Below are 14,798 nucleotides of genomic sequence, written 5' to 3'. Positions count from 1 at the left end.
GAACGGAGGGCGGCGCTCAGGATTCGTCCGGCCCCTTACGCCGGGCGCTCGTCAGGAGGGACTCCACCCGCCAGCCCAACGACTCGTACAGCGCGCGCCCCTCCACCGTCCCCGCCAGGACGCCGACCTCCGCCCCCTGCTCGAACGCCGCAGTCGACAGCGTCCGCATGACCAAGCTGCCCAGACCCCGGCGACGGTGATCAGGCGACGTCTCGATCTGGTCGGCGACCGCCGTGCGACCCGTCGGCGCGATCTGACCGCGCGCCGCCCAACTGCCGTCCCCGGTGGTCACCATGGCGCGGATGACACCGCCCCGCGTCCACGTGCGCAGCCGATAGCCCTCCGGAACGGCCACACCTTCAGCGGCCGACCGGGCCAGCGGCACCGTCATCAGGAACCCGTCCTCCGGGTCCAGCCACCACTCAGGGCCAAGCCACGCGGCGACCCGGCCCGGGGCGTCAAAGACCTTCAACCACACATCCGCGCCCGTCACCGACGCGGCGACCTTGCGGACATCGCCCTCCAGCGCGCCCGCGTCCGTCACGCCGAACACATGACGCGACGGATGCTTCGCCAGACCGACATCAATCGTGTAGCCCCACGGCTCCACCACAGGCGGCGCGGCGCCCCGCGACACCACCCAGCCATCGACCCACGCCCGTACGACCTCGCTGCCCTCCACGGCCACCCCTCCTGCCGTCGGCCGACCGGTAACGATCACTTAGCGGGTGCGGCCATCACGTGTAATAGGTCTATTTGGAAAGTGCATATTACGAGGCGGTGATTTCAGGCCGATAGGGGTGATCGCTCAGAGCGAACACGGCCGAGGGAACATTCGGAGGCTCATAAGCATTGAGTCGGTACAGCTCAACTTGAATGCCGAAGGGGAGATCATGGCTGCTGAGTCCACTGCGTCCACACCGCTCGCTCTGCCCGTGCTGCCGCTCGACGACGAGGTCGTGCTGCCCGGCATGGTGGTGCCGTTCGACCTGTCCGATGCCGAGGTGCGCGCCGCGGTGGAGGCGGCCCAGGCCGCCGCGCGGTCCAGTGGGAGCAGTAGCAAGCCGCAGGTGCTGCTTGTTCCACGCATCGACGGGACATACGCGGGCGTGGGCGTGCTCGGCACGGTCGAGCAGGTGGGGCGCCTCGCGGACGGTGACCCGGGCGCGCTGATCCGCGGCCGGGGCCGGGTGCGCATCGGGGCGGGCACGACCGGGCCCGGCGCGGCCCTGTGGGTGGAGGGCGTCCAGGTCGAGGAGACGACGCCGGACCCGCTGCCCGGCGCCACCGCAGAGCTGGTCAAGGAGTACAAGGCGCTGGCCACGAGCTGGCTGAAGAAGCGCGGCGCCTGGCAGGTCGTCGACCGGGTGCAGCAGATCGACGACGTCTCGGCGCTCGCCGACAACTCCGGGTACTCGCCGTTCCTCACCACCCAGCAGAAGCTCCAGCTCCTGGAGGCCGAGGACCCGACGGCCCGGCTGCGCCTGGCCACCGAGCAGCTGCGGGAGCACCTGGCGGAGCAGGACGTCGCCGAGTCCATCGCCAAGGACGTCCAGGAAGGCGTCGACAAGCAGCAGCGGGAGTTCCTGCTGCGGCGCCAGTTGGAGGCCGTGCGCAAGGAACTGCGCGAGCTCAACGGCCAGGACGGCGAGGACGAGTCCGACGACTACCACTCCCGGGTGGAGGCAGCGGACCTGCCGGAGAAGGTGCGGGAGGCCGCGCTCAAGGAGGTCGAGAAGCTGGAGCGGGCCAGCGACCAGTCGCCCGAGAGCTCCTGGATCCGCACCTGGCTCGACACCGTCCTGGAGCTGCCGTGGAACGAGCGCACCGAGGACGCGTACGACATCAAGGGCGCCCAGGAGGTCCTGGACGCCGAGCACGCGGGGCTCCAGGACGTGAAGGAGCGCATCACCGAGTACCTGGCGGTGCGCAAGCGGCGCGCGGACCGGGGCATGGGAGTCGTGGGCGGCAGGCGCGGCGGTGCCGTGCTCGCGCTCGTCGGGCCGCCCGGCGTCGGCAAGACCTCGCTCGGTGAGTCGGTGGCGCACGCCATGGGGCGCAAGTTCGTGCGGGTCGCGCTCGGCGGTGTGCGGGACGAGGCGGAGATCCGTGGACACCGGCGCACCTACGTGGGGGCGCTGCCGGGACGGATCGTGCGGGCCATCAAGGAGGCCGGGTCGATGAACCCGGTGGTTCTCCTGGACGAGATCGACAAGGTGGGCTCCGACTTCCGGGGCGACCCGGCCGCCGCGCTGCTCGAAGTGCTCGACCCGGCGCAGAACCACACCTTCCGCGACCACTACCTGGAGGTCGAGCTCGACCTGAGCGACGTGGTGTTCCTGGCCACGGCGAACGTTCTGGAGGCCATCCCCGAGGCGCTGCTCGACCGCATGGAGCTGGTCCGGCTGGACGGTTACACCGAGGACGAGAAGATCGTCATCGCCCGTGACCACCTGGTGCCGCGCCAGCTCGACCGGGCCGGGCTCGGCGAGGGCGAGGTGACCATCGACGAGGGCGCGCTGCGCAAGCTCGCCGGGGAGTACACGCGCGAGGCGGGCGTGCGCAACCTGGAGCGGGCCGTCGCGCGGCTGCTGCGCAAGGTCGCGGCCCAGCACGAACTGGGCGACAGGGAGCTTCCGTTCACGGTCGGCGCCGACGAGCTGCGCGGCCTGATCGGGCGCCCGCACCACGTGCCGGAGTCCGCGCAGGACCCGGCGGAGCGGCGCACGGCGGTGCCTGGTGTGGCGACGGGACTCGCGGTGACCGGAGCGGGTGGCGACGTGCTGTTCGTCGAGGCCTCGCTCGCCGACCCGGAGACGGGGGCGGCCGGACTGACGCTCACCGGGCAGCTGGGTGACGTGATGAAGGAGTCGGCGCAGATCGCGCTCTCCTTCCTGCGCTCGCACGGCGCGGAACTGGAACTGCCCGTGGGCGACCTGAAGGACCGGGGTGTGCACATCCACTTCCCGGCGGGCGCCGTCCCCAAGGACGGGCCGAGCGCGGGCGTCACGATGACGACGGCCCTCGCGTCGCTGCTCAGCGGCCGACTGGTCCGCACCGACGTGGCGATGACGGGTGAGGTGTCGCTGACCGGCCGGGTGCTGCCGATCGGAGGCGTCAAGCAGAAGCTGCTCGCCGCCCACCGCGCGGGGATCACCACGGTGGTCATCCCCAAGCGGAACGAGCCGGACCTGGACGACGTGCCCGCCGAGGTCCTGGAGAAGCTCGATGTGCACGCGGTGACGGACGTGAGGCAGGTCCTGGAGCTGGCGCTGACGCCCGCTGAGACGCAGGTCGCTCCCCAGGTTCCCGCCGCGGCGTGACGGACGCGGCGGGAGGCGAGGGTCGGGGGCTCGTGGGCCCCGGACCCTCGCCGTACGCCGGGTCATCGAGGGGGATCAGGACAAGCGGGTGGATCGGGGTGCTGGGGTGTGGGGGAGAGGTGGCCGTCAGCCGTTGGCCAGAGCCTGGACGCGGTCGTAGGCGCCGTTGAACTTGTTGTGGTCGCCGACGATCGGACCGGAGGAGGTGTACTGCCACATGGTGTGGAAGCCCCATCCGGCCGGGAGTTCACCGGGGGAGGTGTTGTAGCGCGCGATCCACAGGGGGTTGGTGGAGCCGAAGCCGCCGTAGTTGCCCGTGCACTGCTTCCACCAGCTGGTGGCGGTGTAGATGACGGCGTCGCGGCCGGTGCGGGCCTTGTAGGTGTTCAGGAAGTCCCGGATCCAACTGACCATGGCGCTCTGGGACTTGCCGAAGCAGGCGGAGCCGTAGGGGTTCCACTCGATGTCGAGGGCGCCGGGCAGGGTCTTGCCGTCGCGGGACCAGCCGCCGCCGTTGTCCACGAAGTAGTTGGCCTGGGCGGCGCCGCTGGAGGTGTCGGGCGTGGCGAAGTGGTAGGCGCCGCGGATCATGCCGACGTTGTACGAGCCGTTGTACTGCTGGGCGAAGTAGGGGTTGCGGTAGGAGGTGGACTCCGTCGCCTTGACGTAGGCCCAGCGCACGCCGCTGGTCCACAGGGCGGACCAGTTGACGTTGCCCTGGTGGCTGCTGACGTCGACGCCCTCCGTCTGGACGGCACCGCCGCCGCTGGGTCGGCCGCCCTGGCCGTCGTGCTCGATGACGCCCTGACCCATGCGGGCGCTGCCGCGGGGCGGGACGTCCTCGGTGTCGGCGGCCTGGGCGGCGCCGGGCAGGGTGAGCAGCAGGGCGAGGGCGGACAGGACGGCGAGGAGGATGCCTGCGGTGGGGCGGGACGTGGCAGGTCTCTGCACGGGCATGTCGTGCCTCCGAAAGGCCTAGGAGTCACGTGTGCCGTGGGGCGTGGCCGTGAGTGGGCTCGTCGCCGTCCGGGGCGCACGGGACTCGGTGGGGGAACGGTCGACATGGCACCAGGTGGAGATGGCGTCGGAACCCCTGACGCCAGAGGCTGGTGTGAACATGTCATTAACGACGCTACGCACGTAGACCGGGGGAGGGAAGGGGCTCAGATGTCCGCCGATGGTCTACGCCTGCGAAATACTGGGCGAGCTGCGGCGATGGCCGCGGTCGGCGGAAACTTTCAGGATCGGGAAAGTGCGGCAGGGGTGCTGACATGCGTGAGGACGCGGACCACGGGGAGCGTTCCGGCGCGGAGGGGCCGGGGGCGAGCGGTGGTGTGGACCACGAGTTCCTCGCCCTTGAGCGGGAGTTGACGCTGCTGCTGCGCAGGGCGCGGGCGTCGTCCGGCGAGATGGCCCGCCAGGTCCATCCCGACCTGGAGCCCGCGGCGTACGGACTGCTCGCGTTCCTGGACGAGACCGGGCCGCGTCGGGCCACGGACCTGGCGGCGTTCATCGGCGTCGGGAAGGCCACGATGAGCCGACAGCTCAGGGCGCTGGAGCAGCTGGGCCTGGTCGCGCGGGAGCCGGACCCCGCGGATGGCAGGGCCTGGCTCGTGCGGCTGTCGGAGGAGGGGCGCGAGCGGTTCCGCACGGTGCGCAGCGCGCGGCGCGAGCGGTACGTCCGGCAGCTCGCCGGGTGGGACCGGAAGGAGGTCGCGGAGCTGGCCCGCCTGCTCGGCCAGTTGAACTCCCGTGCCGCGCTCTAGCCACACCGCGCTCTAGCCGCGCCGCGCTCCGCCCCCACCGCGCTCCTGCCACACGGCGCTCTGGGCGCGCCCGGCCCCGGACCCGCTCGGTCTCAGTCGGGCCCGGTCCCGGACCCGCCCGGCCTCAGATGGGCCCGGCCCCGGATCCGCCGGGCCCCGGAACCAGCCCCCGCCCCAGGGTCCCGAAAGGTACGGGCACCCCGCCCCAGGGCCCCGCAAAAGTACGGGCAGCGGCACGGGGTGCCGCGCCCCGGCTCGGGGTGCTACTTGGCGCCGAAGACGACGGCCAGGGGCTGGGCCTTCTTGTAGACCTTCGACGGCTCCGTCACGTGGTCCGCGCCCAGGTAGAGGCGCTGGCCCGCGTAGAGCACGCGGCGGTCCATGTCGAAGCGGGCCTCCATCTCGTAGCTGCTCGACGGGTGCTGGAGGACCTTGCGCTGCTTGAGCGTGGCCGGGTCGGCCTGCCAGACGGCGCCGCCCTCCTCGCGGATGATGTTGGCCTCCTGGTACGCGATGACCCTGCCGTCCTCGTCGACGTCGACCGGCACGAGGCGGCCCGCGTCGGAGCCGGGGGCGCGGCGCGTCTGCTTGCCGGTCCTCAGGTCGAAGGACACCAGGTCGTTCTTGGCCTCGGAGGTGCTGTTCGCGGGGTCGGACGTGGCGAGGTACAGGGCGTTGCGGTCCTTGCTGACGGCGAGCCGCGTGCAGCCGGTGACCTCGGTGGCCGGGCACTGCGCGGTGTACTTGCCGTGCTTGCCGCCGCCGACGGCGATCCGGCTGAGCGCTTTGCCGACGGTGGCGCTGTCGTCGACGGTGAGGAACTGGGAGATGCCGCTGCCGCCCTGGGCGTCGCCGTCGTCGGCGGCCAGGACCAGCGGGTCGAGGGACACGACGTGGACGTACTCGGTGCCGGTCGGCATCTTGTACGTCGACGTCGGCTTCTGTGTCGTCGGGGAGACCGTCTCGACCCGGAGCTCGGGGTGGTCGGTGTCGCCGCAGTCCCGGACGGCGAGCAGTTTGGTGGCGTCGCCCGCGTAGCCCTCGATGTCGCAGGCCTCGTCGGACGGCTTCCACAGGGGGGTGCCGTCGAGCTTCCAGGCCGCGCCGCCGCTGGTGCCCGCGGCGGCGACCGTGCCGCCGCCGATGGTCACCTCGTCGAACATCTCGGCGCTGCCGTATTCGTTCAGGCTCTGTTTGTGCCAGAGCAGTTCACCTTTGGTGAGGTCGACCACGCCGACCTCGTTGCAGACGGAAGGGTCGTCCTTGTCGTCCTGGAAGAGTATGGCGACCTTTCCGTCCTTGGTCGGCTCCGGGGACGCCCAGCAGACCTCGCCGCTGAGGGGTACTTTCCACTGGGACTTTCCGCCCGCGAGAGGGTAGCCGGATATGTTCTTGAGGCCGGTCTTGACGAAATTCCGGTCCGTCGTCCACATGCCCATGGCCCCGGCCATCTCGGGCACCTTCGGCTGGCCGATCCGGGCCAGCACCCTCGCCTCGGCCGCGGACGACTCCGTGCCGTCTTCCCCGCTGCCGCCTCCGCCGCCGCCGTCGTTCGAACCACAGCCGCTGAGCACCAGCGCGGCCGCGAGCGCCGAGCCCGCGATGGCCGCCATGCGCCGGGACATTTCATTCTCCTTAGTGCAGTGCTTAGTGCAGTGCGATGTCCGTGCGCGGGCGCAGGGCCGAGAGCGGCCGTGCGTGTGCCTCACGTGCAACTTCCGCAGATCCTTCCCCGGCGCGGAACGGGATTTCAAGAGCCGAATTCTGATACCTGGATCAGTTGAATTGTCCTGGGGATCAGTTCGGTTGGCGCCCGCGATAACACGCGATAACTCGCGATGAGGGGGAGTGGAGAATGTGAATGTATTGTCCGGGGCGTGCGGCGGTGAAACCTCGGCGATGCCGAATTTCGCCGAAGCCGCCGAAGCCGTGGAGGCCTTGCGGGGCCGCCGCCAGTCAGAGCTGCACGTACACGACCGCCGCGTCGTCGTGCCGCTTGCCGCGAGGGAACGCGGTGCCGTCCGGGTCCGCGGTCTCCAGTTCCCGTACACGGTCCACGAGTTCGTGCGGGCCGTCCTTGCGCAGCAGGGCGAAGCAGTCGGCCCAGCCGCCCGCGCGGAACGTCTCGACCCAGCGACCGGCGCCGTCCGTCAGCGCGGCGAGGGCGGTGACGCGGGAGCGGGGCAGCTCCCCGGTGAGGGCCAGGTCCGCCACCGAGGGGTCGGCGGCGGCGGTGAAGAAGCCGCCCTCCGCGTTCCGCAGGGCCTCGACGGCCGTCGCGTACTCCCGGCGCTTGGCCTGCCGTTCGGCCGAGCCGCGCGGCAGCGTCCGGGCCTCGGCGGCCAGGGCGCGGACGGCGGGCGGCAGCTCGTCGAGGCGCCGGTCGAGGACGGCGTCCACCGTGCCGTCGGGGGAGGCGAGGAGCAGCGCCGAGTCGGACAGGACGAGGTACTCGACGCGCTCCGCGTCCCACCGGGCGAGGACCACGGTTGCCTGCGGGGTGCGAGGGTGAGAAAGGTCACAGGTTTCGCGGTGGGCGTCGGCGGTGCGCGCGATGGCCGCCGACAGAATCTCAGGCAGCGTCAGATCCCGGAGTGAAACGGACAGTTCACCCAGTGCGCCGCCCAGGCGGGCGGTGAACCAGGGGACGGAATGCAGACATCCGTCATCGCCCGGCGGGGGCGTCACGCCGTCGAGGAGCACCAGCGATCCGCCCCGTCCCGACGCGGGCAGTGCTACCGATGCGTAGTCCTCGTTGGGGCGGTCCGGGTCGCCGGGCTCGGTGGCCAGTTCGATGCGCATTCGGCCAGTCTGCACGAGCCGTGCACGGCGGCCGGGGGCGGGCGCGGGGCGGGCGCGGACGGACCCCCGGGCCGCCGCGGGACATCACATTTCGGCCGGAATCAACGGCTCCAACGGGGTGTGGCGGCGCATCCTGCCAAAGCCGTCCACGGACGTCCAACCGACGCACCGCGCGCGGCCCGGACGGCACGCAGGGTGACTTGCCCGCCAACTCCCAGTCGATGTTCACTCCTTCAGGTGGCCAGGCAGGCGATGCGAGACTGCCGCGCACCGGCACTGGAATCGTCTGGCAACGTCAGGATCCGGGCCGGGAGCGCTCGCGTTGACGGATCGTCACCCGGGCCCTAGGGCAGACGAAAACAGGAATGCGAGCACCGGTGCAAGAAATGCGGCCTCGGCGCGAAGGCAGCCAGACGGCCCCGGGAGGGGCGGAGCCTGGCGTGACGCCCCCTGGCGATCAAGGGACCGCTGCCGCGGAGGGCGCGTCCCAGCCGTCGTCGTCGCCCTCGTCCTCGCCTGCGCCTTCGCCCTCGTCCTCGCCTTCGCCGGAAGGCCCGGTGCGCAGATCCGGCGGAGCCACCGGCGCCCCCACCCCCACAGAAGCCACCCCGGCCACCCCCGGCTCCGGCTCCGGCACCCCCGGCCCGGCCACCCCCGGCCCGGCCACCCCCGGCCCGGCCACCCCCGGCCCGGCCACCCCCGGCCCGGCCACCCCCGGCTCCGCATCCGGCACCCCCGCCACCCCCAAGCCCGCAGCCCCCCCACGCCCCAAGGCCCGCGTCCGCACCCGTCTCATCGTCGCCGTGGCCGTCGTCGCCGCAGCCGTGGCGGGCGCCGGTGCCCCCGCCATCGTGGCCGCGTCCGGGCAACTCAACGACTCCCAGAGCCTGGTGACGCTCTCCGAGCTGACCCAGCGGGCCGTCACGCTCAGCCACTCCCTGGCCGACGAGCGCGACGAGGTCACCGCGTACATCGCGGCCGGACGCCCCGACGGCAAGGGCCTCTCGGAGAGCCGCAGCGCCCGCGTGGACCGGCAGATCGAGGAACTGCGCGCGGCGGCGGCCGACGCCAGCACCAACAGCTCCGTCACCGCCGGGCTCCGCCGCGACCTCGCGGACCTCGGCTCCGTACGCCGTGCGTCGCTCACCGGCAAGAGCGGGCCGCTGGACGCCCACAAGGCGTACACGAAGGCCATCACCGAACTCCACGGACTCAGCCGGGAGCTGGCCGAGAAGCTGCCGCGGCGCGCGGGCTCCGGTGCCGCCGCGCTCGCCGACCTCGACCACGCCGTCGACCAGGCGGGCGCCGCCCGCGGCCTGCTGCTCGCCGCGCTCGCGGTGCCCCGGCCCACCGCCACCGGCGTCACGGACCCGGTCACCGGCCTGCCCACCACGGGCGAGTCCGCGCTCCAGCGGGAGCGCAGGGACGGCCTGAGCGCCGCCGCCCAGCAGGCGCGGGTGCGCGAACTGGCGGCGCTTGCCGACTTCCAGGACACCGCGCCCGCCAAGGACCGGGCCACGTACGAGTCGACGGTCACCGGCAGCGAGGTGACCACGGCCGAGCAGTACCTGGAGCGGCTCACGGACGAGCCCACGCTGTCCCCGGCCGACCGGCGTCTGAACCGGGGCAAGCTGGACACGGCCCTGTCGGCCCGCGTCGAGGCCATGCGCGGCGCCGAGAACGCGCTCGCCGCCGCCCGCACCAAGAGCCTCGCCGGGCTGCGCGACGACGACGTGACGGACCTGGAGCTGCGGATCGCGCTCGTCGGCGCCCTGCTCCTGCTGGCCGTCGGTGTCAGCATGGGCGCGGCGCGCTCGCTCACCCGCCCGCTCGCCGCGCTGCGCCTCGGCGCGGCCCGGGTGGCCGCGGCGCCCGCCAGTGAGGAGCCGGTGCGGTTCAAGGGCCGTGACGACGAGTTCGCGGCGGTCGTACGCTCCGTCAACGCGCTGCACGGCCACGCCGTCGCCGTCCAGGAGCGGCTGAGCACCCTCGAAGCCGACCGCAAGCACCTCATCGGGCAGCGCCAGACGATGGCGGACGCGCGGCAGGCGCTGGCCGAGGAGCGCGACGCGCTGCGCGCCGAGCTGGCCGAGGCCGCCGCGAACCTGGAGCGGGTGCGGCGCAGCATCCACGGCACGTTCGTGAACCTGGCGCTGCGCACGCTCGGCCTGGTCGAGCGGCAGCTGGCCGTGATCGAGCAGCTGGAGGAGCGCGAGCAGGACCCCGACCGGCTCGCCACGCTGTTCAAGCTCGACCACCTGGCCACCGTCACCCGCCGCCACAGCGAGAACCTCCTCGTCCTCGCGGGCGCGGACCACGGCCACCAGCACGCGGGCCCGGTGCCGCTGGTGGACGTCGTGCGCGCCGCCGTCAGCGAGATCGAGCGGTACGAGCGCGTCCGCATCTCCGCGCTGCCGCCGCACGCGCACCTCGCCGGGTTCGCCGCCGACGACATCAGCCACTTGGTGGCCGAACTCCTGGAGAACGCCACGTCGTTCTCGCCGCCCGAGTCCTCCGTCGAGGTGTCCGGGTGGCTCCTGGAGAACGGCGAGGTCATGCTCTCCGTGCAGGACGAGGGCATCGGCGCGAGCGTCGAGCGGCTGCGGGAACTCAACGCGCGGCTCACCGACTTCTCCGCCGACGACGCCTACGACCAGGAGGGCGGCGACGGCCTCGGGCTCGGCCTGTACGTGGTGGCCCGGCTCGCCTCCCGGCACGGGGCGCGGGTGCGGCTGCGGGAGCAGAAGCAGGGCGGCGTGACCGCGGTCGTCGTGCTGCCGAAGGGCATCCTCACCGACGCGCCCCCGGCGCCGGTGCCCGCCCCGCGCGGCGAGGCGCCCCGGGTGCGGCTGCCGGGCTCCCAGGCCGAGGCCAACTCCAACGAGCTGCCCGACCGCCTCGGGGGGCGCGACCCCCTGATCGACGCGGCCGAGACGACCCTCGAACTGCTCGCGCCGTCCGTCGGGACCGACCACCCCGACGCGGCGGAGCCGCACGCCCGGCCGGACGACGAGGTCCGCCCGGAGCAGTCGGCGCGCCCGAAGGCACGGGCACGGGACGAGGCCTCGTCGGGCGCCGCCGCCCTGCTGGACCCGGAGCCCCTGCTGGAGGCGGACACCCCGCCGCGACCCCAGGGCCCGAGCGGGGAGCGGGACGCCTCTTCGGGGAAGCGGACCGTTTCTCCGGATGCGCGTACGGAGCCGCGTACGGAATCCGGTGCGGAACTCCGCCGTACGGAATCCGGTGCGGAACCCCGTACGGAGCCGCCTACGGAACCCCGTACGACACCCGGTACGACACCCCGTACGGAGTCGAGTGCCGCGCCGAGGACGCCGGGAGCGACGGAGGACACCGTCGCGGCCACGGAGCCGGGCCCGCAGGTCTACACCGCCAAGGGCCTGCCCAAGCGGACCCCGAGGATCAGCCCGATCGCCGGGACCGCCCCCGGGCCTCGGAGCACGTCCGTCGACGCCGAGGACCTGCGGCGCCGCCTCGGCGGGTTCCAGAAGGGGGCCAGGAGCGGACGGCGCGACGTCGAGGCGGAACTCGCCGAGAGCCGCCGAGCCGAGGGTGCCGCCGCGGGCACCGAGAGCGCCGCACGCACCGCGAGTACCGCAGATGTTCCGGGGGACCCAGTCGAGGAGGCAAGCAGTTGACTGTGCCCATGCGCACGCCCGGTTCTTCCGTCGAGTCCGCAGAACCCGCCGAGTCCGCCGGGTCCACCGGGTCCGCTGAGTCCGCTGGGTCCGCCGAGCCCGGCGCGCCCGTGCGGACCGAGCCCGAGCCCGAGTCCGACGACGCCGAACGACCAGCGGAAGGGTCCGAGGCGGCCGCCGAACCCACGGTGCACGGCCTGAGCAGCGAGGCCCGCAACCTGCACTGGCTGCTCACCAACCTCGTCGAGGAGGTCCCCGGCATCCTCTCCGTCGCCGTCGTCTCGTCCGACGGCCTGCTGCTGCTGTCCTCCGACCCGGTCCGCAACGCCGAGCGCCGCCCGTCGCTGAGCCCGGCCGGGCCCCGGGGCTCCAGCGCCGACCTGGCCACCGTGGTGTCCGGGCTCGGCAGCCTCACCCTGGGCGCCGCCCAGCTGATGGACGGAGGAACGGTCAAGCAGACGGTCGTCGCGATGGCCGAGGGCAGCCTGTTCGTGATGGCGATCAGCGACGGCTCGCTGCTCGGCGTGCACGCGACGCCCGACTGCGACATGACCGTCGTGGCGTACCACATGGCGCTGTTCGTCGGCCGCGCCGGACACGTCCTGACGCCCGAACTCCGCAGCGAGCTGCGCGAGTCGATGGAGCGGGCGGAATGAGCACGGCGCCGCCGGGCAGGCCAGGGACGGCACCGAGGCTTCCGGTGCGGGGCGCGGACCGCAAGCCCGCCCGGGTGCGCCCCTACTCGCTCACCGGGGGCCGCACCCGCTTCGGGCACGTGCTGCTCGTGGAGACGTTCGTGGCCGCGTACCCGGTGCTCGAAGCCGCGGAGGAGCGGCCCGAGTTGGAGCGGGGCGATGTGACGCTCAGCTCCCGGGTGATGCCGGAGATGCGGGCCATCGTCGAACTCTGCCGCCGGATGCGTACGGTCGCGGAGATCTCCGCGCTGTTGAAGATGCCGCTGGGCGTGGTCCGCGTTCTCCTCAGCGACCTCGCCGACCAGGGAAAGATCCGCGTGTACGGGACGGGCGACGGCCCGCGCCAGCCGGACCGCGCACTGCTCGAAAGGGTGCTGAGTGGACTCCGCCGTCTCTGACCGCGACGGACTGAACGCGTTCCCCGGCGGTCCCGCCGCCGGACCGGGCGCCGCCGGACCGGGCGCCGCCGGACCGGGCGCCGCCGGTCCGGGCGCCGACGCCGAGGGCGAACCGCGCGCCTGGCAGACCGACCTGTCGCGGGCCCCCACCGCCGCGAAGATCGTGATCGCGGGCGGCTTCGGCGTGGGCAAGACGACCCTCGTCACGACCGCGTCCGAGATCCGGCCGCTCCAGACCGAGGCGCTGATGACGCAGGCCAGCGCCGACACCGATGACCTCGGCCCGACCCCGGCCAAGACCACGACCACGGTCGCCATGGACTTCGGCCGCATCACGCTCGACGACGACCTCGTCCTGTACCTGTTCGGCACGCCCGGGCAGCAGCGGTTCTGGTTCATGTGGGACGACCTCATGCGGGGCGCGATCGGCGCGGTCGTCCTCGCCGACACGCGCCGCCTGAGCGACTGCTTCCCCGCGCTCGACTACGTCGAGAGCTGCGGGCTGCCGTACGTGGTGGCGGTCAACCACTTCGAGGGCAGCGAGCGGTACGAGGCGGAGGACGTCCGCGAGGCGCTGACGGTGGCGCCCCGGATACCCGTCCTGATCATGGACGCCCGGAAGCGGATCCCCGTGATCGAGTCACTGCTGGCCCTGGTCGGGCACGCGCTGGACGTGACGCCCGAGTAGGCGGGGGCGGCCCGGAACCCGGTGCCGTGGGTGCTCTGGTGTGACCCGAGTGACGGAGGCGCCGCCTGCCGCCATGACCGACGTGAGTGACACGAGTGGTGTCAGTGACACGAGTGATCTGAGTGAGGAGAAGGACGTAATGCGGAAGATACTCATCGTCGGAGCCGGGCAGTCGGGACTCCAGATCGCGCTCGGACTCCAGTCGCAGGGGTACGAGGTGACGCTGATGTCCAACCGCACGGCGGACGAGATCCGTGCGGGCCGGGTCATGTCGACCCAGTGCATGTTCCACACCGCGCTCCAGCACGAGCGCGACCTCGGCCTGAACTTCTGGGAGTCCCAGGCCCCGAACATCGAGGGCCTCGGCGTCTCCGTCGCGGGCCCCGACTCCGCCCGCGTGATCGACTGGGTGGGCAGGCTCGACGGGTACGCCCAGTCCGTCGACCAGCGCGTGAAGATGGCCGGGTGGATGGAGACCTTCGCGCAGCGCGGCGGTCAGCTCGTCATCCACGGCGCGGCCGTCGGCGACCTGGACTACTTCTCCCGCACCTACGACCTGGTCCTGGTGGCGGCGGGCAAGGGCGAGCTGGTGTCGATGTTCGAGCGGGACGCGGAGCGCTCGCCGTACGACGCGCCGCAGCGGGCCCTGTCGGTGGCGTACGTCCACGGGCTCGGCCCGCGCCCCGAGCACCCGGAGTTCGACGCGGTCCGCTGCAACCTGGTGCCCGGCGTGGGCGAACTGTTCGTGATGCCGACGCTCACCACGTCCGGCCGCGCCGACATCCTCTTCTGGGAGGGCATCCCCGGCGGCCCGCTCGACGTCTTCCAGGGCGTCAAGGACCCCAACGAACACCTCGCGCTGACCCTCGAACTCCTGGAGAAGTTCCTGCCCTGGGAGTACGCCCGCGCCACGAAGGTCGAGCTGACGGACGAGGGCGGCACCCTGGCCGGGCGCTACGCCCCGACCGTGCGCAAGCCCGTGGGGCACCTGCCCGGCGGCGGCCTGGTCCTCGGCGTCGCCGACGTCGTCGTCGCCAACGACCCGATCACCGGGCAGGGCTCCAACTCCGCCTCCAAGTGCGCCGCGTCGTACCTCGACTCGATCGTCTCCCACGGGGACCGGCCGTTCGACGAGGAGTGGATGCGGGCCACGTTCGAGCGGTACTGGGCGACCGCGCGGCACGTGACGAAGTGGACCAACACGATGCTGGCTCCCCCCGCCGAGCACGTGCTCGCGCTGCTGGGGGCCGGGGTCGAGCACCAGGCGGTCGCCGACCGGTTCGCCAACGGGTTCAACGACCCGGCGGACTTCGAGGACTTCTTCTACGACGCGGAGGCGGCCGGGGCCTATCTGTCATCCGTGGCGGGGTGACCCTCTTCCTCCCACCCACCCGCCCGCCCTCATCGCGCTCCGCGCTCGTCCTCAAACGCCGGACGGGCTGGAACGCCTGCCGTCCCCCCGCCGTCGGC

At 72.6% G+C, this 14,798-nt stretch carries 11 protein-coding genes; 7 read left to right on the top strand and 4 right to left on the bottom strand.

All coding sequences use genetic code 11. From position 1 onward, the window contains the following. Positions 1 to 16: 16 nt before the first annotated feature. Positions 17 to 682, bottom strand: coding sequence for a GNAT family N-acetyltransferase (locus ACOBQU_RS12645; protein ID WP_423626690.1), 666 nt, complete (start codon positions 680 to 682; stop codon positions 17 to 19). 211 nt (positions 683 to 893) lie between these two features. On the opposite strand from ACOBQU_RS12645, the gene lon reads away from it, so the two are divergent. Then, positions 894 to 3,323, top strand: coding sequence for an endopeptidase La (gene lon, locus ACOBQU_RS12640; RefSeq protein WP_423626688.1), 2,430 nt, complete (start codon positions 894 to 896; stop codon positions 3,321 to 3,323). 126 nt (positions 3,324 to 3,449) lie between these two features. Here lon and ACOBQU_RS12635 read toward each other — a convergent pair whose 3' ends face one another. Next, positions 3,450 to 4,280, bottom strand: coding sequence for a lysozyme (locus ACOBQU_RS12635; protein WP_423626686.1), 831 nt, complete (start codon positions 4,278 to 4,280; stop codon positions 3,450 to 3,452). 314 nt (positions 4,281 to 4,594) lie between these two features. On the opposite strand from ACOBQU_RS12635, the gene ACOBQU_RS12630 reads away from it, so the two are divergent. Further along, positions 4,595 to 5,089: a MarR family winged helix-turn-helix transcriptional regulator gene (locus tag ACOBQU_RS12630; RefSeq protein WP_423626684.1), complete on the top strand. Its 495-nt coding sequence runs from the start codon at positions 4,595 to 4,597 to the stop codon at positions 5,087 to 5,089. 263 nt (positions 5,090 to 5,352) lie between these two features. Here ACOBQU_RS12630 and ACOBQU_RS12625 read toward each other — a convergent pair whose 3' ends face one another. Together ACOBQU_RS12625 and ACOBQU_RS12620 are read right to left on the bottom strand one after the other, a co-directional pair. Further along, a complete protein-coding gene (locus ACOBQU_RS12625; protein WP_423626682.1) occupies positions 5,353 to 6,714 on the bottom strand; it encodes a hypothetical protein in 1,362 nt (453 codons plus the stop codon). 331 nt (positions 6,715 to 7,045) lie between these two features. After that, positions 7,046 to 7,891, bottom strand: coding sequence for a hypothetical protein (locus ACOBQU_RS12620; RefSeq protein WP_423626680.1), 846 nt, complete (start codon positions 7,889 to 7,891; stop codon positions 7,046 to 7,048). Between the two features lie 557 nt (positions 7,892 to 8,448). Here ACOBQU_RS12620 and ACOBQU_RS12615 point away from each other — a divergent pair. From ACOBQU_RS12615 to ACOBQU_RS12595, 5 genes are all read left to right on the top strand, one after another. Continuing rightward, entirely contained in the window at positions 8,449 to 11,547 is a 3,099-nt protein-coding gene (locus tag ACOBQU_RS12615) for a nitrate- and nitrite sensing domain-containing protein (protein WP_423626677.1), read from the top strand. A gap of 188 nt (positions 11,548 to 11,735) precedes the next feature. Then, positions 11,736 to 12,203 carry a roadblock/LC7 domain-containing protein gene (locus ACOBQU_RS12610; RefSeq protein ID WP_423634431.1) on the top strand — a complete coding sequence of 156 codons (468 nt, stop codon included), beginning with the start codon at positions 11,736 to 11,738 and terminating at the stop codon, positions 12,201 to 12,203. Beyond that, complete coding sequence (locus ACOBQU_RS12605; RefSeq protein ID WP_423626675.1) at positions 12,200 to 12,640, top strand: DUF742 domain-containing protein; 441 nt, start codon at positions 12,200 to 12,202, stop codon at positions 12,638 to 12,640. Before ACOBQU_RS12610 ends, ACOBQU_RS12605 begins: the two co-directional genes overlap by 4 nt. Further along, the gene (locus ACOBQU_RS12600; protein ID WP_423626673.1) at positions 12,621 to 13,328 is read left to right on the top strand and encodes a GTP-binding protein; all 708 of its coding nucleotides are present in this window, start codon (positions 12,621 to 12,623) and stop codon (positions 13,326 to 13,328) included. The genes ACOBQU_RS12605 and ACOBQU_RS12600 overlap by 20 nt, the downstream gene beginning before the upstream one ends. A 139-nt stretch (positions 13,329 to 13,467) precedes the next feature. Next, positions 13,468 to 14,700, top strand: a complete 1,233-nt coding sequence (locus ACOBQU_RS12595; protein ID WP_423626672.1) for a styrene monooxygenase/indole monooxygenase family protein — start codon at positions 13,468 to 13,470, stop codon at positions 14,698 to 14,700. Positions 14,701 to 14,798: the final 98 nt, after the last annotated feature.

It is taken from the genome of Streptomyces sp. G45 (genome assembly GCF_049542095.1).
Lineage (GTDB): Bacteria > Actinomycetota > Actinomycetes > Streptomycetales > Streptomycetaceae > Streptomyces.
This window is presented reverse-complemented; position numbering and strand designations above follow the sequence as displayed.

Excerpts from the sequence above, each read along its gene's own strand:
- lon (WP_423626688.1), top strand. The coding sequence starts at position 894 with ATGGCTGCTGAGTCCACTGCGTCCACACCGCTCGCTCTGCCCGTGCTG.
- ACOBQU_RS12635 (WP_423626686.1), bottom strand. The coding sequence starts at position 4,280 with ATGCCCGTGCAGAGACCTGCCACGTCCCGCCCCACCGCAGGCATCCTC.
- ACOBQU_RS12630 (WP_423626684.1), top strand. The coding sequence starts at position 4,595 with ATGCGTGAGGACGCGGACCACGGGGAGCGTTCCGGCGCGGAGGGGCCG.
- ACOBQU_RS12625 (WP_423626682.1), bottom strand. The coding sequence starts at position 6,714 with ATGTCCCGGCGCATGGCGGCCATCGCGGGCTCGGCGCTCGCGGCCGCG.
- ACOBQU_RS12620 (WP_423626680.1), bottom strand. The coding sequence starts at position 7,891 with ATGCGCATCGAACTGGCCACCGAGCCCGGCGACCCGGACCGCCCCAAC.
- ACOBQU_RS12605 (WP_423626675.1), top strand. The coding sequence starts at position 12,200 with ATGAGCACGGCGCCGCCGGGCAGGCCAGGGACGGCACCGAGGCTTCCG.
- ACOBQU_RS12595 (WP_423626672.1), top strand. The coding sequence starts at position 13,468 with ATGCGGAAGATACTCATCGTCGGAGCCGGGCAGTCGGGACTCCAGATC.